This window comes from Lentzea atacamensis (assembly GCF_003269295.1).
Classification (GTDB): domain Bacteria; phylum Actinomycetota; class Actinomycetes; order Mycobacteriales; family Pseudonocardiaceae; genus Lentzea; species Lentzea atacamensis.
In genome coordinates, this window is record NZ_QLTT01000016.1 from 84,445 (window position 1) to 103,982 (window position 19,538).

13 protein-coding genes are annotated in these 19,538 nt (G+C 69.0%); 7 read left to right on the plus strand and 6 right to left on the minus strand.

All coding sequences use genetic code 11. From position 1 onward, the window contains the following. The first annotated feature begins 18 nt into the window (after positions 1 to 18). Positions 19 to 378 (plus strand): VOC family protein, encoded by a 360-nt coding sequence (locus C8D87_RS43430; RefSeq protein WP_112232397.1) that lies wholly within the window; start codon positions 19 to 21, stop codon positions 376 to 378. Here C8D87_RS43430 and C8D87_RS43435 read toward each other — a convergent pair. Continuing rightward, the gene (locus C8D87_RS43435; RefSeq protein ID WP_109632751.1) at positions 356 to 1,195 is read right to left on the minus strand and encodes an alpha/beta fold hydrolase; all 840 of its coding nucleotides are present in this window, start codon (positions 1,193 to 1,195) and stop codon (positions 356 to 358) included. The genes C8D87_RS43430 and C8D87_RS43435 overlap by 23 nt on opposite strands. A 21-nt stretch (positions 1,196 to 1,216) precedes the next feature. Between C8D87_RS43435 and lysX the strand changes: the two genes are divergently transcribed. Next, positions 1,217 to 4,459, plus strand: coding sequence for a bifunctional lysylphosphatidylglycerol synthetase/lysine--tRNA ligase LysX (gene lysX / locus C8D87_RS43440; RefSeq protein WP_112232399.1), 3,243 nt, complete (start codon positions 1,217 to 1,219; stop codon positions 4,457 to 4,459). Between the two features lie 7 nt (positions 4,460 to 4,466). Here lysX and C8D87_RS43445 read toward each other — a convergent pair whose 3' ends face one another. Both C8D87_RS43445 and C8D87_RS43450 read right to left on the minus strand, forming a co-directional pair. Further along, complete coding sequence (locus C8D87_RS43445) at positions 4,467 to 5,114, minus strand: response regulator (protein ID WP_112232401.1); 648 nt, start codon at positions 5,112 to 5,114, stop codon at positions 4,467 to 4,469. A gap of 3 nt (positions 5,115 to 5,117) precedes the next feature. Continuing rightward, complete coding sequence (locus C8D87_RS43450; RefSeq protein ID WP_109632758.1) at positions 5,118 to 6,308, minus strand: sensor histidine kinase; 1,191 nt, start codon at positions 6,306 to 6,308, stop codon at positions 5,118 to 5,120. 159 nt (positions 6,309 to 6,467) lie between these two features. Between C8D87_RS43450 and C8D87_RS43455 the strand changes: the two genes are divergently transcribed. Further along, positions 6,468 to 6,983 (plus strand): hypothetical protein, encoded by a 516-nt coding sequence (locus C8D87_RS43455; protein WP_215732659.1) that lies wholly within the window; start codon positions 6,468 to 6,470, stop codon positions 6,981 to 6,983. Here the strand turns inward: C8D87_RS43455 and C8D87_RS43460 are convergent, their stop codons facing one another. Beyond that, positions 6,984 to 8,696, minus strand: a complete 1,713-nt coding sequence (locus tag C8D87_RS43460; RefSeq protein WP_109632760.1) for an NAD+ synthase — start codon at positions 8,694 to 8,696, stop codon at positions 6,984 to 6,986. Positions 8,697 to 8,725: 29 nt separating this feature from the next. Between C8D87_RS43460 and C8D87_RS43465 the strand changes: the two genes are divergently transcribed. Continuing rightward, complete coding sequence (locus C8D87_RS43465; RefSeq protein ID WP_112232403.1) at positions 8,726 to 10,288, plus strand: alpha/beta hydrolase; 1,563 nt, start codon at positions 8,726 to 8,728, stop codon at positions 10,286 to 10,288. Further along, on the plus strand, positions 10,288 to 11,811 hold the full coding sequence (locus C8D87_RS43470; protein WP_112232405.1) for an alpha/beta fold hydrolase: 1,524 nt from the start codon (positions 10,288 to 10,290) through the stop codon (positions 11,809 to 11,811). Before C8D87_RS43465 ends, C8D87_RS43470 begins: the two co-directional genes overlap by 1 nt. Here the strand turns inward: C8D87_RS43470 and C8D87_RS43475 are convergent. Together C8D87_RS43475 and C8D87_RS43480 are read right to left on the minus strand one after the other, a co-directional pair. After that, positions 11,766 to 13,280 carry an MFS transporter gene (locus tag C8D87_RS43475; protein ID WP_233442569.1) on the minus strand — a complete coding sequence of 505 codons (1,515 nt, stop codon included), beginning with the start codon at positions 13,278 to 13,280 and terminating at the stop codon, positions 11,766 to 11,768. The two genes, C8D87_RS43470 and C8D87_RS43475, sit on opposite strands and share 46 nt — an antisense overlap. A gap of 16 nt (positions 13,281 to 13,296) precedes the next feature. Beyond that, the gene (locus C8D87_RS43480) at positions 13,297 to 13,932 is read right to left on the minus strand and encodes an LppX_LprAFG lipoprotein (RefSeq protein WP_109632770.1); all 636 of its coding nucleotides are present in this window, start codon (positions 13,930 to 13,932) and stop codon (positions 13,297 to 13,299) included. Positions 13,933 to 14,135: 203 nt separating this feature from the next. On the opposite strand from C8D87_RS43480, the gene C8D87_RS43485 reads away from it, so the two are divergent. Continuing rightward, entirely contained in the window at positions 14,136 to 15,479 is a 1,344-nt protein-coding gene (locus C8D87_RS43485) for a glutamine synthetase family protein (RefSeq protein ID WP_109632772.1), read from the plus strand. Between the two features lie 19 nt (positions 15,480 to 15,498). Continuing rightward, positions 15,499 to 19,029, plus strand: a complete 3,531-nt coding sequence (locus tag C8D87_RS43490) for an FkbM family methyltransferase (RefSeq protein WP_146772090.1) — start codon at positions 15,499 to 15,501, stop codon at positions 19,027 to 19,029. The last annotated feature ends 509 nt before the right edge of the window (positions 19,030 to 19,538 follow it).

Below are 19,538 nucleotides of genomic sequence, written 5' to 3' on the forward strand. Positions count from 1 at the left end.
GCGGCTACCGTCACACACGTGGCATCCCGAATCACCGAGCTGGTACTCGACTGCACCGATCCGGAACGCCTTGCCACCTTCTGGGGAGAAGTTCTGGGCTACGAGGTGCTCGGCCGCGGCGACGACTGGGCCGAGATCGGACCGCCGGACAAGCGCTCGACGTTGCTGTTCCTGCGCAACCCCGACCGCAAGCTGCAGAAGCTCCGGTTGCACATCGACGTGACGGCCACCGACCGCGAGCAGGACGCCGAGCTGGAACGGCTCCTCGCGCTCGGCGCCACGCCCGTCGACATCAGCCAGGGCGAGGTGAGCTGGCACGTGCTCGCCGACCCGGAGGGCAACGAGTTCTGCCTGCTCAGCGGTCGGGCAGACCCCTGAGGACCTCCCGGACGGCCATGACCACGGCATCCGGCCGGTCCATCTGAATCATGTGCCTGCTTCCGGGCACCGGCACGTTGCGTCCCCACGGCACTAGGGCGGCCAACGACTGGTGCTCCGGCCACACCCGACGCCCCGCCGTGAGCACGACGAACGGCACTTTGGGCAGCTCACGACGCCTGCGCAGGCGTTCCAGCGTCGCCACCTGACCGGGGTACGACGCGAGCTCGGCCAGCACCGCCCGGCCCACCCCCGGCCGCCGGTAGACCATCTGCACCAGGTCGGCGGGTGCCGGGTCGGTCACCCCCAGCGTCGACGCCGCCGTCAGCAGGTTGCGGAACGAGTGCCCGAAGCGCCGCGTCATCCGGGCACCGAGCCACCGGCTGCCGAACGCCCGGAGTCCCTGCGCGACCACCGCGGACACGTCGAAAGGCGCGCCCGCGCCCGGCGTCTCCGTGTCCGGATCGAGCAGAACGAGCCCGTTGACGCGGTGCGGCCGTAGCCGGGCATAGGCCTCGACGTGCATCGACGCCATCGAATGCCCGATCAGCACCGCATGCGGGATCCCGCGCAGCACGGCGTCCAGGACGGCCACCTCGCGCGCCAGCGACGGCCCGCGCCTGGCTGGTCCGCTCATACCGAGCCCCGGCCGGTCGAACACGATCACCCGAGCCAGCGGTTCGAGCAGCCGCACCGTCCGGTCCCAGTCGAACCACGCCCCGCCGAGCCCGGAGCTGAGCACCACGACAGGCTGGTCGACACGCCCGTAGGAGGCGACGTGCACCCGTCCGGCCGAAGACGGGATCATGGCGGTCATGGGTGGACCTCGGGAGCTGACGTGACACCGGCGTGGAAGTGGAAGGCCGCGGGCGCGATCGCGACGGTGGTGCAGCTCGCCGGGGTCTTGTCGCTCTTCCGGCTGGTCCTGCCGGAGGACAGCTGGTTCACCGACGTCGCGGACGGCGTCGGGTACCTCCTCGGCCTGCCGATCGACGGCAACCTCTTCATCGCCCTGGTGTTCTTCGTGCTGGGCTCCGCGTTGCGCAGGCACAAGCGAGCGGCGCTGTGGGCGCTGCTGCTGTTCCAGGTCGTCGGCCTGACGCTCGTCGGGTTCATCATGGTCATCTTGGCCGTAGCACCTGAAGAAGTCCTGGAGGACGGCGAGCAGGCGCACTGGGTGTCTCTGAGCGTCGGCCTCGCGAGCTCCGTGGTGTTCGTGACGCTGCTGTGGATCGTGCGTGACGCGTTCCCCGCCCGGCTGGCCCGCGGTGCGTGGCGGCAAGCGCTTGCGTCGTTCGTGCTGGGCATGGTCGCGCTGGTGCTCCTCGGCTGGGGCCTCGCCGAGGTCTTCCCCGGCAAGCTGGTGGAACAGCTCGACAAGCTGGCTTGGGCGGCGAACCAGGCCACGGGTGAGGTCGTCCGGCTGGGACGGCTCGACATCCCCGAGGGCCCGCAGTGGCTGAGTGTGCTCCTCGGGCTGGGTGGCACGCTCGTCGCGATCCGCGGTCTGTACGTGTTCCTCCGCGGTGTCCGCACCCAGAGCATGATCACACCGGACCAGGAGCTCGACGTGCGCCGGCTGCTGGCAGCCGACGGTGAGCCCGACTCGCTGGGCTACTTCGCGACGCGGCGCGACAAGAGCGTGGTGTTCGCGGCTTCCGGGCGGGCGGCTCTGACGTATCGGGTGATCGGGGGCGTGACGCTGGCGTCGGCCGACCCGATCGGTGACGAGGAAGCCTGGCCGGAGGCCGTGCTGGCGTGGCTGTCCGAGGCCCGCACCTACGGCTGGATGCCCGGCGTTCTGGGTGCTTCCGAACGGGGTGCGCAGGTCTACTCCGACGCCGGGCTCAAGGCGCTGGAGATCGGCGACGAGGCGATTCTGGACGTGCGCGAGTTCAACCTCGCCGGTCCGGAACGCCGAGGGCTGCGGCAGGCGGTGTCCCGCGTCGAACGCGCCGGGTACACCGCGCGGGTGCGCCGGCACAGCGAGATCGCGCCGGACGAGATGTCGTCCATTCTGGACCTCGCGCAGGCGTGGCGGGGTGCCGAGACCGAGCGCGGGTTCTCGATGGCGCTGGGACGTCTGGGAGATCCGAGCGACGGCCGGTGCGTGATGGTCGAGGCCTACGACGCCTCCGGGGCGTTGCGCGGGCTCCTGTCGTTCGTGCCGTGGGGCCGTCGTGGCGTGTCGCTGGACCTGATGCGGCGTGACCGGGCGGCGGAGAACGGCCTGAACGAGTACATGGTCGCCCAGCTCGCGGCCGCCGCCGGCCACCTCGGCGTGCAGCGGATCTCACTGAACTTCGCGATGTTCCGCGCGGTGTTCGAGGAGGGCGAGAAGATCGGCGCGGGCCCGGTGCTGCGGGCGTGGCGGAGGGTGCTGTCGCTCGCGTCGCGGTTCTTCCAGCTGGAGTCGCTGTACCGGTCGAACGCCAAGTACCTGCCGGACTGGGAGCCGCGTTTCCTCTGCTACCAGCGTTCCCGGTCGTTGCCGCGGGTCAGCATCGCCGCTGGCGTGGCAGAGGGTTTCGTGCCGTCACTGCGGTCGTTGCGCAAGCGCGCTCTGCAGAAGACGGACGTGAGTTCCGACTTCGCCGCGAAGGTCGCCGAGATCGACGCGATCCGCGTCGAACCGAAGGTGGTCCGGCGTCCCGAACAGGTGCGGGTGCGCATCGCGAAGGTCGAACGGCTCGTCTCGCAGGGCGTCGACCCGTATCCGGTCGGCTTCGACCGCTCGGATCTCCTCGTCGCGGCGCGGGACCGCTTCGGCGAGGTGGTCTCGGTCACCGGACGCGTGGTGGCGCTGCGGGAGATGGGCAAGCTCTGCTTCGCGCGGCTGCGGGACTTCAGCGGCGAGATCCAGCTGATGCTGTCCGTCGACTCGCTCGGCGACGCGCTCGCCTCCTGGAAGTCCGATGTGGACCTGGGCGACCACGTCGGCGTCACCGGCGAGGTGGTCAAGTCGGACCACGGCGAGATCTCCGTGCTGGCCTCCTCGTGGACGATGACCGCGAAGTGCCTGCACCCGTTGCCGGACAAGCGGAAGGGCTTCACCGATCCGGAGGCCCGCGTCCGTCAGCGCTACCTCGACCTCGTGGTGAACCAGGACTCGGCGGCGTTGCTGAAGCTGCGCAGCGACGTCATCCGCAGCGTGCGCGAGTTCCTGCACTCGCACTCCTACCTCGAAGTCGAGACGCCGATGCTGCAGGCGGTGCACGGCGGCGCGAACGCGAGGCCGTTCGTCACCCACATCAACGCCTACGACATGCGCATGTACCTGCGGATCGCGCCGGAGTTGTACCTGAAGCGGCTGTGCGTCGCTGGCGTGGACCGGGTGTTCGAGCTGAACCGCAACTTCCGCAACGAGGGCGCGGACGCCACGCACAACCCCGAGTTCACGATGCTGGAGGCCTACCAGTCCTATGCGGACTACCGGGTCATGCTCGACCTGGTGCGCAAGCTGATCCAGCACGCGGCGCGCACGGCGTTCGGCGCGGAGGTGGCCGAGCGGCCGGACGGCACGTTCGACCTCTCGGGGGAGTGGCCGGTGGTTCCGGTCTACACCGCCGTTTCCGCGGCGCTGGAAACCGTCGTCACACTGGACACGTCGGTCTCGGAGCTGCGTTCGCTGCTCGCTTCGCGGGGCGTCGAGATCAACGAGGACTGGGACCACGGCCAGCTGGTGCAGGAGGCCTACGACTCGTTCGTCGAGGCTTCCACCGTCGGCCCGACCTTCTACATCGACTTCCCGACCTCGGTGTCACCGCTGACCCGTCAGCACCGCGTCGACCCGCGCCTGGCCGAGCGGTGGGACCTCGTCGCGTTCGGCGCGGAGATCGGCACCGCGTACTCGGAGCTGACCGACCCGCTGGAGCAGCGGCGCCGGCTGGAGGCGCAGTCGTTGAAGGCCGCGTCCGGTGACGTCGAGGCGATGGAGCTGGACGAGGACTTCCTGCGGGCGCTGGAGCACGGCATGCCGCCGACGGGTGGGCTCGGCATGGGCGTCGACCGGTTGCTCATGATGCTGACCGGCACGTCGATCCGGCAGACCGTGCTCTTCCCCTTCGTCCGTCCCCAATGAGTTCGGCTCAGTGATCGAGGTACGCGAGCACGGCCTGGACCCGGCGGTCACCCGTGCCGTCCTCGGAGTTCAGGCCGAGCTTGAGGAAGACGTTGCCGATGTGCTTGTGCACGGCTCCCGCGCTGATGACCAACCGCTCGCCGATGGCCGCGTTCGACAACCCCTGCGCCATCAGCCCGAGGACCTCGCGCTCACGTGGTGACAGCACGCTGAGCGCGTCGTCAGCCTTGCGCCGCACCAGCAGCTGCGACACGACCTCGGGGTCGAGCGCCGTGCCGCCGTTCGCCACCCGGTGCAACGAGTCGAGGAAGTCCGCGACCTTGCCAACACGTTCCTTGAGCAGATAGCCGACACCACCACTCGTTCCCGCCAGCAGCTCGTGCGCGTAGCTCTGCTCCACCCACGCACTCAGCACGAGCACGGCGAGTTTCGGGTGCCGGCGTCGCGCCTCCACGGCCGCCTTGAGCCCTTCGTCCGTGAACGTAGGTGGCATCCGCACGTCGACAACGGCGATGTCCGGCTCATGCTCGGCCACGGCGTCGAGGAAGTCGTCCGGGTTGTCCGTGGCCGCTGCCACGTCGAGCCCTTCGTTGCGCAACAACAACGTCAGCCCCTCGCGGAGCAACGCGTCGTCCTCGGCGATCACGATGCGCATGGGTCACTTCCCAATCGGTAGTACGACGGTGAGCACGGTGGGACCGCCCTCAGGACTGGTGATGTCCGCCGTACCGTCGAGCGCCGCCACCCTGCCGCGAATGCCTTCCAACCCCGTCCCCCGCTTCTCGTCCGCGCCACCCTTGCCGTCGTCGTGGACGATGACGGTGAGCTTGTCGTTGTCCATCCCGAGGCTGACCCACGCGTGCCTGGCCCCGCTGTGCTTGGCCACGTTCGTGAGCGCCTCGGCCACCGCGAAGTAAGCGGCCGCCTCCACCGCCGCCGGCAACCGTCCCAGATGCTCGGCCTGCAACACGCACGGCACCGGACATCGCGCCGCGAGCGCCTGGATGGCCCCGTCCAGACCCAGATCCTCCAGCACGGGCGGGTGGATGCTGCGCACGACGTTGCGCAGTTCTTCGAGCGCCTCGCCCGCCGCGTCCTGCGCCCTGAGCAACGCCTTGAGCGCGTCGTCCGGGTTGTGGACCAGCGTCCGTTCCGCGATGCCGAGCATCATCACCACGCCGACGAGCTTGTTCTGCGTGCCGTCGTGCAGGTTCCGCTCGATGCGCCGCAGTTCCGCGCCGTGAGCCTGAAGCGCGGCGGCCCTCGTGGCCACGACCTCCGCCAGCCGCTTCTCCAACGTGGCCCGCGGCGGCGCCAGCAGCGCCCGCGCCCACCTCGCGTCCAGCGCCGCCAGCCGCGGCAGCTGGGTCAGGATCAACGTGAGCACGATCGCGATCGGCACGCTCAGGAACGCCTTCGCCCACGAGTCGACGTGGACGCCGAACGAGTTCTCCATCCCGCTCGGAAGCGCCCACCAGAGCAGCGGCACGAACGGCTGCTGCACCAGCGCCCCCGCGCTGCCGATGGCGATCGCCCCGAACAGCGTGCCGAAGAAGGCGTGCGCGACCAGCCACATCCCCTCACGACGACTCTCCGGGTCAGCCAGCACCCGTTGCGCCCGGTGCAGCCACGGCCCGTCGAGCGGCTCCGGCGACTGCACCTCGGCACCGGTGAGACGGGTGAGGCGCCGCCGGTCGAAGTCCACGATCCGGCGGATGTACGGCGCGGTGACCGGCAGCAACGGCAGGACGACGACGGACAGCAGCAGGACTCCGATCGCGAGCCACGACGCGATGGCCGTCAGCAGCCCCGTCGCCAGGTAGACGAACGCCGCCCAGATCCGTTTCATGTGGGCAAACGTATCGGCCGCGGTTTCAGCTCGCGGTAGAGCAGACTCCACTCCTGTGAAGCACCACCCGAAGAGGCTGGACGGCCTGACCGGACGTGCCTCGTACGTCACCCAGGCTCGCGGCGTCTACCTCGGCTACCGGCCGGTGAACCGTCAGGCGTGCTCGACGGCGGTGCGCCTCCGGAGGTCATCAAGCGGGCGGTGACCTTCCAGCAGCGCTGGGGCGGGCTGGTCCTGCCGCCCGCGCCGGAGTACGAGGGCGGCCCGCTGATCCTCGAGGCGGGCTTCCCGGAGCCCGGCCCCTCCGGCGAGTGGTACTTCGGGGCAGGCAGCGTGCGGGCCACCGTTCCCTACGAGTTCGTGGTCGGGCCACAGAACGAGTTCGGCATCGGAACGCACGTGTGGACCGTGCTGCACGCGACGGTGGACGGCTGGGTCGAGTCGGTCGCACTCGCGTACCACGCGGCCTGGACGGCGCGCCGGGTCACACGGGTGCGGGGCGCCGAGGTCGACGACATCGACCTCGACGGCTTCGAGCCCGTGCGCGCGGCGTGGTGGTGCGGGCCGGACGGCGTGATCGCGATCCACCGGGGTGAGGCGGAACTGCTCGGCGACCCCGCGCTGAAGGTCACGCGCGTCTACGAGGGCGTCACCCTGGACGGGTGGGAGGACTGATCAGCCCTCACGCCACCCGTTGGTGATCGGCAACCGCCGGTCCCGCCCGAACGCCTTGTTCGAGATCTTCGTGCCCGGCGGGTACTGCCGCCGCTTGTACTCGGCCTTGTCCACCATCCGCAGCACCCGATCGACGAGCTCCGGCGCGAACCCGGCCGCGAGCAGGTCGTCGTACCCGCGATCCCCGTCGACGTACTGGGTGAGCAGCGAGTCCAGCAGCTCGTAGTCCGGCAGCGAGTCCGTGTCGACCTGACCGGGCCGCAGCTCCGCCGACGGCGGCTTGACGATCGAGTTCTCCGGGATCGGCGGCACCTCGCCGCGCTTCTCCGCCTCGTCGTTGCGCCACCGTGCCAGGCCCCAGACCAGGGTCTTGAACACGTCCTTGATTGGCGCGTACCCGCCGACCGCGTCGCCGTAGATCGTCGAGTAGCCGACCGCGAGCTCCGACTTGTTGCCCGTCGCCAGCACCAGGTGCCCGTGCTGGTTGGACAGCGCCATCAGCAGCATGCCCCGGCAGCGCGCCTGGATGTTCTCCTCGGCGAGACCCGTCAGCGAGAGCTGGCCCACGTACGTCGACACCATCTCGCCGATCGGCTCGGTGGTGAAGTGCAGCCCGGTCCGGGCGGCCATGTCGGAGGCGTCCGAACGGGAGTGCTCGGACGAGTACGAGGACGGCATCGAGACGCCGTAGACCGAGTCGGCCCCAAGCGCGTCCACGGCCAGTGCCGCGACAACGGCCGAGTCGATGCCACCGGACAGACCGAGCACGACGGACCGGAAGCCGTTCTTGTGCACGTAGTCGCGCAACCCGGTGACCAGCGCGTGCCACACCTCTGCCTCGTCGGACAGCGGCTCGAACACGCGCGGTGCGGGCAGCGGTTCGTACGCCGGTCCGGCGTCGGACAGGAACACGCGGCGGACGTAGAAGTCGCCGATCTGGCCCTGCTCGTACTCCGAACCAGCGGGCAGGTCGAAGTCCACCAGCATCAGGTGCTCGACGAACTGCGGCGCACGGCCGATGAGCAGGCCATCAGTCGCAACCACCAGCGAGTCGCCGTCGAACACCAGCTCGTCCTGCCCGCCGACCAGGTTGCAGTAGGCGAGCGGCGCACCGGCCTCGGCGGCGCGGCGGACCACCAGCGGCAGCCGCTGGTCGTCCTTGTTGCGCTCGTACGGCGAGGCGTTGGGGGAGACCACCAGGTCGACGCCGGCGTCACCGAGCGCGGTGATCGGGCCGCCGTCCTGCCACAGGTCCTCGCAGATCACCATGCCGACCTCGACACCGTTGATCCGCACGATGTCCAGCGACGACCCCGGCTTGAAGTACCGCCGCTCGTCGAACACCCCGTAGTTGGGCAGGTGGTGCTTGCTCTGCCGCGCCACGACACGCCCGCCGTGCAGAACCGCCACGGCGTTGCGCGGCCCCACGGAGTCGTGCTCCAGGTACCCGACGAACGCGGCGATGTCGCCCAGGCCGGCCTCGACCAGCGTGGTGGCCAGCGACTCCAGCGCCTCGGAGGACGCGCGGGCGAAAGACGTGCGGATCGCCAGGTCCTCGACCGGGTAGCCGGTCAGCACCATCTCGGGGAACACCACGAGGTGCGCGCCGCCCTCACGGGCCTTGCGCGTCCACTCCACGACCAACGACGCGTTGCCGGAAAGGTCGCCAACAGTGGCGTTGACCTGGGCGAGCGCGATGCGAAGCTGCGGCATGCCCTCATCATCTCCCATACCATCGGGCTGTGGTCCGTCTCTTGAGCGTGTTGCTCGTCATTCCCCTTCTCGCGTCCTGCACGTCGATCGTCGACGGGACGGCCAAGCCCGGCGTGTCCCTGGAGAAACCCGGTCCAGCCGGGACTGTCCCGGCGGGTCTGGAGAAGTTCTACGGCCAGCAGCTCGCCTGGCAGGACTGCGCGCCGTTCGCCACCACGGGATCGAGCCGCCAGGCCTACGGGAGCAAGCGCGACGTCGAGTGCACCCGGCTGCAGGTCCCGCTCGACTACTCCAAACCGGACGGCGACACGATCACCATCGGTGTGCTCAGGTACAGGGCCACCGGCCAGAAGATCGGCTCGCTGCTGATCAACCCCGGCGGGCCGGGTGCGTCCGGCATGGCGTCGGCCGCGGGCCTGATCACGGACTACCGCAAGACCGAACTGGCGAAACGCTTCGACCTGATCGGGTTCGACCCGCGGGGCATCGGCGCGAGCGAACCGGCGGTCAGGTGCCTCACCGGAGCGGAGCGCGATGCCGAGCGTTTGGACCTCGACGTTGATACGAGCGCCGAGGGAATCGCCCAAACGGAGCAGGAGAACAAGGCGTATGCCGAGAAGTGTGCCGCCGGGACAAAATTCGGGGCGGCAATGCTCGCCAACTTGGGCACGCGGGACGTAGTTAAGGACATGGATGTCCTCCGCTCTGCGCTCGGCGACGCGAAGCTGAGCTATCTCGGGTACTCGTACGGCACCCGGATAGGTACCGAGTACGCCGAGACCTTCCCCCAGAACGTGCGCGCACTCATCCTCGACGGCGCCGTCGACCCCACCCAGGACCAGCTCGCGTCGCTGGTCGCCCAGGCCGCCGGCTTCCAGAAGGCGTTCGACGAGTTCGTCAAATGGTGCCGCGAGAAGAAGGACTGCCCTCTCGGCGACGATGCCAACGCGAGCTTCCGGCAGCTCACCACCCCGTTGATCCAGAAGCCGGTCAACGTCGGTGACCGCAAGCTGTCCTACAACGACGCGATCACCGCCACGATCCAGGCGTTGTACTCGGAGCAGCTCTGGCCGTTGCTCCTGGACGGCCTCGACGAGCTGAAGACCGGCAAGGGCGGCACACTGCTGCGCCTCGCCGACGCGTACCTCGACCGAGACGACCAGGGCAACTACTCGACGATCACGGACGCGTTCACCGCCGTGCACTGCGTCGACGACCCACGGCTCACGGACAAGAACGCGCTGTTGGAGACCGCGAAGAAGTACAAGGAGGCGGCGCCGTTCCTCGACGACGGCAACCCACCCGGCGCGGCACTCGACTCGTGCGCGTTCTGGCCGGCACCGGTGTCCGGCCGCACCGCGCCGCCCAAGGCCGACGGCATCCCGCCGCTGCTCGTCATCTCCACTACCGGTGACCCCGCCACCCCGTACCAGGCGGGCGTGAACCTCGCCAAGGCGCTCAACTCGCGGCTGCTCACCTTCGAAGGCGTCCAGCACACGGTCTTCCTGCAGGGCGACAAGTGCGTGGACGAGGCCGGCGTGAAGTACCTGATCGACCTGACCTTGCCCGCCGACGGAACCCGGTGCGCCTAATGACGAAGAGGCGATCCCGAGTCACCGCGGCCTTGTTCGCCTTGATCGTCCTGCTCGGCACGTCAACGTCCTACGCGCGCATAGACGGCAATCCCGTCGCCGCGCGCAAGGGTCTTGCACGCTTCTACGAGCAGGTGTTGTCGTGGGGCGCGTGTCAGCCCTACGCGACCGACGCGAAGAGCAAGGGTCTGTATGAACGCGAGGGCATCCAGTGCGCGCGTCTGCAGGTCCCGCTCGACTACGAGAAACCGGACGCGGGGACGATCACCGTCGGACTGTTGCGCCGGCCTGCCGCCGAAAAGGAGCGGCGGGTCGGTTCTCTCGTGGTGAACCCCGGTGGTCCGGGTGGTTCGGGCATGTCGCACGTCGCGAACATGCAGCCGAACAACCCGGTCGGCAAGCGGTTCGACGTGGTGGGTTTCGACCCGCGCGGCGTGGGGGCGAGCCAGCCCCGCGTGCAGTGCCTGACCGACGCCGAACGGGACGCGCAGCGGTTGCGCCCCAAGGGCGAGAGCGCGAACCAGACCGAACAGGAGAACAAGTACTTCGTCGACAAGTGCGCCGAACGCAGTGGTATCGACCTGCTGCGCAACGTCGGCACGCGTGACGTCGCACGGGACATCGACGTGCTGCGCGCCGCGCTGGGGGAGAAGAAGCTGAGCTACCTCGGCTACTCCTACGGCACGCGTATCGGCACGATGTACGCCGAGATGTACCCGCGCAACGTGCGCGCGATGGTGCTCGACGGCGCCGTGGAGGTGAACAGCGACAAGGTGGCCGCGTCGGCACGTCAGGCGCAGGGCTTCGAGGAGTCGTTCCAGCGGTTCGCCGGCTGGTGCGCCCAGCGCGACTGTCCGATCGGGACGGACGCGGCCGCCGCGGAGCCCAGGTTCCGGCAGATGATCGAGCCGCTGAAGAAGGCTCCGCTGCAGGTCGGCGACCGCAAGCTGTCCCACTCGGACGCGAACACCGCGATCATCCAGGCGATGTACTCGGACCGCCTGTGGGAGACCGCTCTGAAGGGTCTGCAGGAGCTCCGGCAGAACAAGGGCAGCACCCTGCTGCAGCTCGCCGACCAGTACCTCGGCCGCGCCCCGGACGGCACGTACTCCCGCATCCAGGACGCGTTCGTGGCCATCCGCTGCGTCGACGAACCACCGGTGAAGGACCGCGCCACGCTGGAGTCCAACCGTCGGAGGCTGTTGGAAATCCTCGGCAACGACACGATCCCCACCGACGAGACCGCACTCGGCCCGTGCGCATTCTGGCCGGCCCCGCACACGTCGGAACCGCATCCGCCGAACGTGAACGGGCTGCCGCAGGTGCTGGTCATCTCGACGACCGGTGATCCGGCGACGCCGTACCAGTCCGGTGTGGACCTCGCGGCCGCGCTCGGCGCGCGTTTGCTGACCTACAACGGAAACCAGCACACGGCGTTCCTGGCCGGCATCGGCTGTGTGGACGGTGTGGGCACGAACTACTTGGTGGACTTGAGACTGCCGGAGACGGACTCGGTCTGCTGACGCTTCGAGGGGAGGAGTACCGAACCCAGCGCGCCGAGCGCGCAGATCACCGCCGTGATCAGGAAGATCTCGTGGTACTCGGTGAGCAGCGCCTCGGTGAGCCTGCGCTGGTACTCGGCCATCTGCCGGGCGTACTCGGCTTTCTCGACCCCGAACGGCAGCGGGGTGTTCAGGCCTGCCGTGAGCTCGCCGAACCGGTGGAGTCCCCACGCGGACAACGCCGCCACGCCGACGAGCATGCCCGCCATGCGCGCGACGACGACGAACGCCGACGCCACGCCGTGACGAACTGACGGCACGACACGCAGCACAGCACCGGACAACGGCGCGATGACCAGCCCGAGCCCGAAACCGGCGATGGCCAGGTCACGCGTCAGAACGAACCCGGACACGTCGGCGGGCCACTGCGCGATGAGCACGTACGACGCCGACGCGATCGCGAGCCCGGCGAAGGACACCCAGCGGTCGCCGAGGCGTGCCGCCAGGAACCCGCCCACGACGGCACCGACGGGCAACGCGATCAGGAACCGCGCCAGCAACGCCGCGGCAGCCGCGGAATCCCGGCGCAACACCGTCTGCGCGAACAACTCCACGTCGACGAGCGTGACCATCAACGCCGCACCGGCCGCGAGCGAGACGCCGAGCACGGCCCAGAACGGCAGCCACTGCACGCCTTCGGAATCGAGGAGCCGCACAGCAGCACGCCGTTCCCACAGGAAGAAGGCGACCAGCACGACCAACGCGGCACCGAGCACCGGCCAGCCCCACGACGGCAGCACCGACTCTTCGGGCTTCGGGTTGTAGAGCGCCACCACCAGCAACGACAGCGCCAGCGCGAGCAGCACTCCGCCAACAACGTCGATGCGAACTTCACGCCGTGTATTCGGCACGGTCCGTTGCACGATCACCATCGCGATGACTGCCAACGGGACGTTCACCCAGAACACCCAACGCCAGCTCTGCGGCTCCCACGCCTCGAACAACGGCAACGCGTTGAACAGTGACGCGACCCCGATGCCGTAGAGCGTGCCGAGGACGGACCCCAGCTCTTGTGCGGCACCGACCGCCCCGAGCGCGGCCGAACGCCGGTGCTCTTCCCACAGATCCGCGACCAGCGCCATCGTGACCGGCAGCAACGCGCCACCGGCCAGACCCTGCACGACGCGCCCGGCGACGAGCAGCGGCACGTCCGCGGCCAGCGCCGTGACCACCGACCCGACCAGGAACCCGAGCAGCGACACCTGCAGGACGAACCGCCGCCCCAGCCGGTCCGACAGCTGCCCGAGCAACGGCATGCCGGCCACGTACCCGAGCAGGTACCCGGTGACGATCGGCGTGGCTTCCTGCAGCTTGTTCACCGCGATGCCGAGATCGCGCACCATGTCCGTGAGCACACCGACGACGACGTACGCGTCGAGCGCTCCCAGCAGCACAGCCGCACCGGATGCGGCGAGAGCCACTCTTCTCATCATTTCCCGGCCCGCATCACGCCGGGGCCGTGACCGTGACGGGCTTGTCGAAGTCGGTCAGTCCGATGTCGACCTTCTGACCACCGGGCAGTTCGAACAGGGCGCTCTTGAGCTTGTTGTCCTTGTCCACGGAGAACGTGCTCTTCACGTCCGCGGAGATGCCGGGCACCAGACCGGCGGCGACGTCCTTCGGCACGGTCGCCTCGATCACCGACACGTCACCGGAGGACTTCGTCTTGGCGTCCTTCGCGCTGGCCAGAACCTTCGCCACACCCTTGTCCGGGTTCAGGATGGCGGACGGGTCGTACACCTGGCCCGCGAACGCCGCAGGCAGCTTCGTGAACCCGCCCGTCGGGCCCTTGAAGTGCAGGTTTCCGCCGGTCAGGACGTATTCGATCGCCAGCAGCTGGCCGGCGAACGTCACCTTCGCGGTGCCCTTCGAGTCACCGGCGGACGTGAGGTCGCCGTCGGCGTCCTTCACCGGCACGTCCGGCAGCTCTCCGTCCACCTTGATGGTGAAGTGGACGGTCTTGACCGAGCGCATCGACTCGGCCGACCTGGAGAGCAACGTCGCACCATCGGGGAGATCTCCACCGGACGTGCAGCTCGTGAGCAGGGCGAGTGCGCAAACCAACAACCAACGGGCGGACATGCGTTGATCCTAGTGCCGGGCCGCTGACCTCAGCCGCGTCTTCGGCGCTCAGCAGGGCGCGTCGCGACACCGGCCCCACGCCCACAGCCAACCAGGATGAGGACGCGGGGCCGGCACCCCGACGCACCCGTCTGACCACCGAATACGGCGCTAAGGCCAGCGGCCACGGCACTGGAGAGTCCGGAGCCCTTAAGCTGCGCCCTATGGACCGCCAGCAGGAGTTCGTGCTCCGCACGCTCGAGGAACGCGACATCCGGTTCGTCCGGCTCTGGTTCACCGACGTCCTGGGCTTCTTGAAGTCCGTGGCGGTCGCACCGGCCGAGCTCGAGGGCGCCTTCAGCGAGGGCATCGGGTTCGACGGCTCCGCGATCGAGGGCTTCGCCCGCGTCTACGAATCGGACATGGTCGCGAAGCCGGACCCCGCCACGTTCCAGGTGCTGCCCTGGCAGACGCCCGAGGGCACCAACTACTCGGCGCGCATGTTCTGCGACATCACCATGCCGGACGGCTCCCCGTCGTGGGCCGACCCGCGCCACGTGCTGCGCAGGACCCTGTCGAAGGCGAGCGAGGCGGGCTTCACCTGCTACGTGCACCCGGAGATCGAGTTCTTCCTGCTCAAGGACCTGCCGGGCGACGGCAGCGAGCCGATCCCCGCGGACAACGGCGGCTTCTTCGACCAGACGTCGCACGAGACCGCCACGCACTTCCGCCGCCACGCCATCGAGGCGCTGGAGGCGATGGGCATCTCCGTCGAGTTCAGCCACCACGAGGGCGCGCCCGGCCAGCAGGAGATCGACCTGCGCTACGCCGACGCGCTGACCATGGCGGACAACGTCATGACGTTCCGCTACGTGGTGAAGGAGGTCGCGATCACGCAGGGCGTGCGCGCCTCGTTCATGCCGAAGCCCTTCTCGGACCAGCCGGGGTCGGGCATGCACACGCACATCTCGTTGTTCGAGGGCGACCGCAACGCCTTCTACGACGAGGAAGACCCGTACCAGCTCAGCGACATCGGCAAGATGTTCGTCGCGGGTGTGCTGAAGCACGCCCGTGAGATCTCCGGTGTGACCAACCAGTGGGTGAACTCGTACAAGCGCCTCATCGTCGGCGGCGAGGCCCCCACGGCCGTGTGCTGGGGTCACGCGAACCGCTCGGCACTGGTTCGTGTACCGATGTACTCGCCGGGCAAGTCGTCGTCGCGCCGCGTCGAGATCCGCTCGCTGGACTCCGCGTGCAACCCGTACCTCGCCTACTCCGTGATCCTGGCCGCCGGCCTCAAGGGCATCGAGAAGGGCTACGAACTGCCGCCGCCCGCCGAGGACGACGTGTGGTCGCTGACCGACCGCGAACGTCGTGCCGCCGGGTACGCGAACCTGCCGCAGAACCTCGGCGAGGCCCTCACCGAGATGGAGAACTCGGAGCTGCTCCCCGAAGCGCTGGGTGAGCACGTCTACGACTTCTTCCTGCGCAACAAGCGGACGGAGTGGGACGCGTACCGTCGAAGCGTCACCCCGTACGAGTTGCGCACTCTTCTTCCCGTGCTGTGAGGCCGATACGTTGCTCTCCGTGACAGAGGTACCCGAGTTCCAGCCGGCGATCTGCGCGTGCACGGTCGCCACGGCGGCGGAGCTGCCCGCGGTCAAGGTCCTGTCCAGCTCGTTCCTCGCGGAGCACCCCGAGGGCCGGTTCGTCGCGCTGGTCGTGGACGCGCAACCGGAGCACGCAGGACCGGGGCTGATCACGCCAGCGGAGATCGGCGTGCCCGAGACCGAGCTGCACGTGCTCGCGACCTCGATGGAGGCCGACGCGCTGAAGGCCGCGATGCTGCCGCGGCTGCTGGAGGCGTTGCTGTCGCAGGGCATGCCCGTGCTGTACCTCGACCCGTGGGTGCAGGTGTTCGGCTCGCTCACGAAGCTCGTGCTGGAGGCGTTGCGCAACGCCCCGGTCGCGCTGTTGCCGCGCACGTTGCGCCCGCTGCCGTCGGACGGCCTCCAGCCGGGGCCCGCCGAGCTGCACGACCTGGGCGCGTTCGACCCCGGCTTCATCGCGGTCGGTCAGGGCTCCGAGCCCTACCTGGGCTCGCTCGACATGCCGGCGATCGTGCCGCACCACGTGGTGCGTGACGCACGGGTCGGGGTGTCGGTGTGGAACGTCGCGGACCGGCCGTTGCACCGCACCGAGTCGGGCTCGCTGGCCGTCGTCGGGCAAGACCTGCTGACCGTGCACTTCCGCGGGTTCGACCCGCGGCGGCCGTGGCTGCTGTCCGCCGACTTCGCCGACCGTCCCCGTGTGCTGCTCTCCGAGCACCAGGAGGTCGCCGAGCTGTGCACGGCGTACCGCGCCGAGCTGGTGCGTTGCGGCTGGACCGTGCAGCCGGTGCCGTACCGGTTCGGTTCGCTGATCGACGGGACGCAGATCCCGTCCGAGCTCCGTGCCGACTACCGGGCCGCCTCGCCGACGCCGCCGCCAGCTTTCGGTGAAGACGGTGGTGGTGGGTTCCTCACCTGGGCGTGCGAGCAGACCGCGAGCGGTGGAACGCGTTGGGCTGATGCGGTGTGGCGTGCTGACACGTCGCTGCAGCAGCAGTTCCCGGCGCCGTTCGGTGCGGATGCCGATGCCTGGCGCGAGTGGTGCGCCGGGGTCGGGGTGGCTTCCGGGCGGTTGCCCGTACCGGCCGTGCCGCAGCCTCGTTCGGAAGGGCCGGCGCTGCTGGACCAGCTCGGCGTGTCCGTCGTCGGTTCGGGGCCGTTGTCGCAGCTGATGCTCGCGGCGGCGCGCGCGTCCGGGCTGCCGGTGTCGACTTCCGCCGGCTATCCCGTCGTGATGCGGACCTCGCCCGACGACGAGGTGCCCGCCGGGCGGTTCGTGGTCGAGGTCGCGCTGGACGCAACCTCCGCGGACGACCGCACGGGCGTGAACGAGCTCTGGCTGTCGTCGGATTTATCGCGTGCTGCCGCCGAACGCATCGGCGGACCCATCGTTCGTGTGGTGCCTGTGCCGGTGCACGACGTTGGCGCGCGTGAGCACACGGCCGGCGACGTGGTGGTGTTCGCGGCGATCGCGGACCACTCTCTCGACCGGCCCGGCAACGTGCTGGGCGCGGTGTCGGCGTTCTTGAGCGCGTTCCCCGATCGCACCGACGTCGAGCTGCGGATCGCGGTGTCCGGGGCGTTCGAGCACCCGGAGGCGGCCGAGCGGCTGCGCCTGGCCACGGCTTCCGACCCGCGGATTTCGCTGGTCGAGGACGTCGACGTGTGTCTGGACGCCGACGCTGTCGTGTCGCTGCACCGCGGTGGGGCGGACGACGCGATCGCGTTGCGCCTGGCCAACCTGGCCGTGCGGGGGATTCCGATCGTGGCGTCGGACCACGGCGCCGTCGCCGAGCTGTTCGGCAAGACAGCGGTTCTCGTGCCGTGTCACCAAGGTGCCGAGCCCGATGTGCAGGCGGCTGCGAAGCTGCTCCACTCGCTGGCCGACGACCTGGCGACCGCGGAGGCGCTGGGTGCGGCCGCACGCGAGCACGTGCTGTCGGTGCGGTCGGTCCCGCGGGTGGCCGAGCTGCTCCGCGAACGCGTCGAGCACGCGTACCGGGGATGGCGGGCGCGCCGGCCGAAGCCGAAGCCCGAGGTCGACCCGATGCTCGCGCTGCAGTCGGCGAAGCACGCGTTACTGCGCCAGCCCAACGTGGACACCGCTCACCGGACGCCGATGGCACCCGCGTTGCGCAAGGTCGTGTTGCGCGCGTTGGACCACTACGACAACCACATGCGCCAGGTGTTGCACACCCTGATCGACGGGGTGGAGCGTACGGTGTCCGAGCTGGTCGACCGGCAGGACGCGCTGAAGGCAGGGGTCGGCGCGGGCGAGCTGGAGCTGCTGCGCGCCGAGGTCGAGCAGGTCGCGGAACGGCAGTCGCACTTCGGCGACCAGCTGGTCGGTGTCGACGACGGGGTCGTGCGCGTGCGCGCGGACATGGCCGGTCAGGGCCGCCGGTTGCGGGACATCGAGGACGCGGTCGTCGCCGAGGCGGCCAAGCGCGCGAAGTCGAACGACGTCCTGGCGGAGCGGATCGACAAGCTGACCGTGGCGCTGGATCGCACGCTGGACCGGATCGACACCTTGGAATCCAAGGTCGTCGAGGTCTTCCGCGAGCGCGACTCGCGGCTGGACGCCGCCATCCGGGCGGCTCATCACGCGCAGCAGACCGCGGACGCCCTGCGGCGCGTGGTGGTTCGCCAGCACGAGGCTGCCGGGGACGCGCCCGAGGTGCGTTCGTCGCTGGTTTTGTGCGACGCGGGCATGATGCGACTGCCCTCCGACGACGCGTTCATGCTTCCGCTGTTGTCGTCCAACGGTGTGTGGGAGCCGGACCTCGCGGAACTGCTCGACTCGGTGCTCGAGCCGGACGGCATCTTCGTCGATGTCGGTGCGTACGTCGGGTACCACTCGATCCGCGTGTTGTCGCGGATGGGCCTGATGGGCGCCGTTGTCGCCGTTGAGCCCGATGCGTCGGCGGCTGCTCTGCTGAGGCACAACGTCTCGGCGAACCTGCCTGCCGCCGTGGCCTCGCGGTTGACCGTGATCGAGGGCGCCGCGTGGGAGAGCCCCGGTGAGCTGGCCGCGTCGCCGACGCTGACCGGTGGTGTGTCGGTGTCGCCGCTGCCCGCTGATGCGTCCGCGGATGTCGCTCGGGTGCGGGCGGTGCGCCTGGACAAGGAGCTCGAAGAGATCTCCTTGGTTCAGGGCATGAAGCTCTCGGTCGTGCGGGTGGACACGCCAGGGCGAGGTCATCGTGCGCTCGCCGGCCTGGTCCGGTTGTTGCGGCGCGACCGGCCGCACGTGTTCCTGGAGTTCTCGGCGACGTCGACCTCCGAGTTCGGTGACGATCCGGTGACGGTCCTGAAGGAGTTCGGCGTCTGGGGCTACGACCTGGTGCCGCTGGCCACCCGCCAGGTGGCCGCACCGGACCAGATCGTGCGGGCGATGGAGGGTCTGCGTTCCATCACCCTGTGGCTCCGGCCGCGTCCGGTTGGCGCCAAGCCGGCTGCTCCGACCCCGTCCGTGCCGATCAAGCAGCCCGCTGACCAGGCGATTTGACTTTGAACCTCCCGCTGAGTAACTTTCTTCGAGTCGCAAGCGAGACCCCCGGAACGAGCGGTTGACACCGCGGATCGGGCCGGGTAAAGTATCGCGGCGTCAAACCCCCCAGAAGTGAATGAACGGCCTAACGTGCTGTCCGGGATCCGAAAAGACCCCGATTTGACACCGGAAAAGCCTCTCAGATAACTTCTGAACCAAGCCAAAAACTGAATGCGAAGCGAGTTTGCGCCGAGCAGAGAAGCCCGAAACGGCCGATTTGACAAGCGAAAAACGAACGAGCTAAGCTTTCAACACAAGCCCCGAGAGAAACTCTCCGGAAACGGAGAATGGAACCGGTGAGCGCGTGTTCTTTGAGAACTCAACAGCGTGCCGAAACACAGCCAGTAATATGAATACTCCTCGTCAGGAGTGTTCCTTTGAGTAGTTTTACCAGATTGCCAGACATATTCCGTCTGGAGCGATCAACACAATCCTTATTGGAGAGTTTGATCCTGGCTCAGGACGAA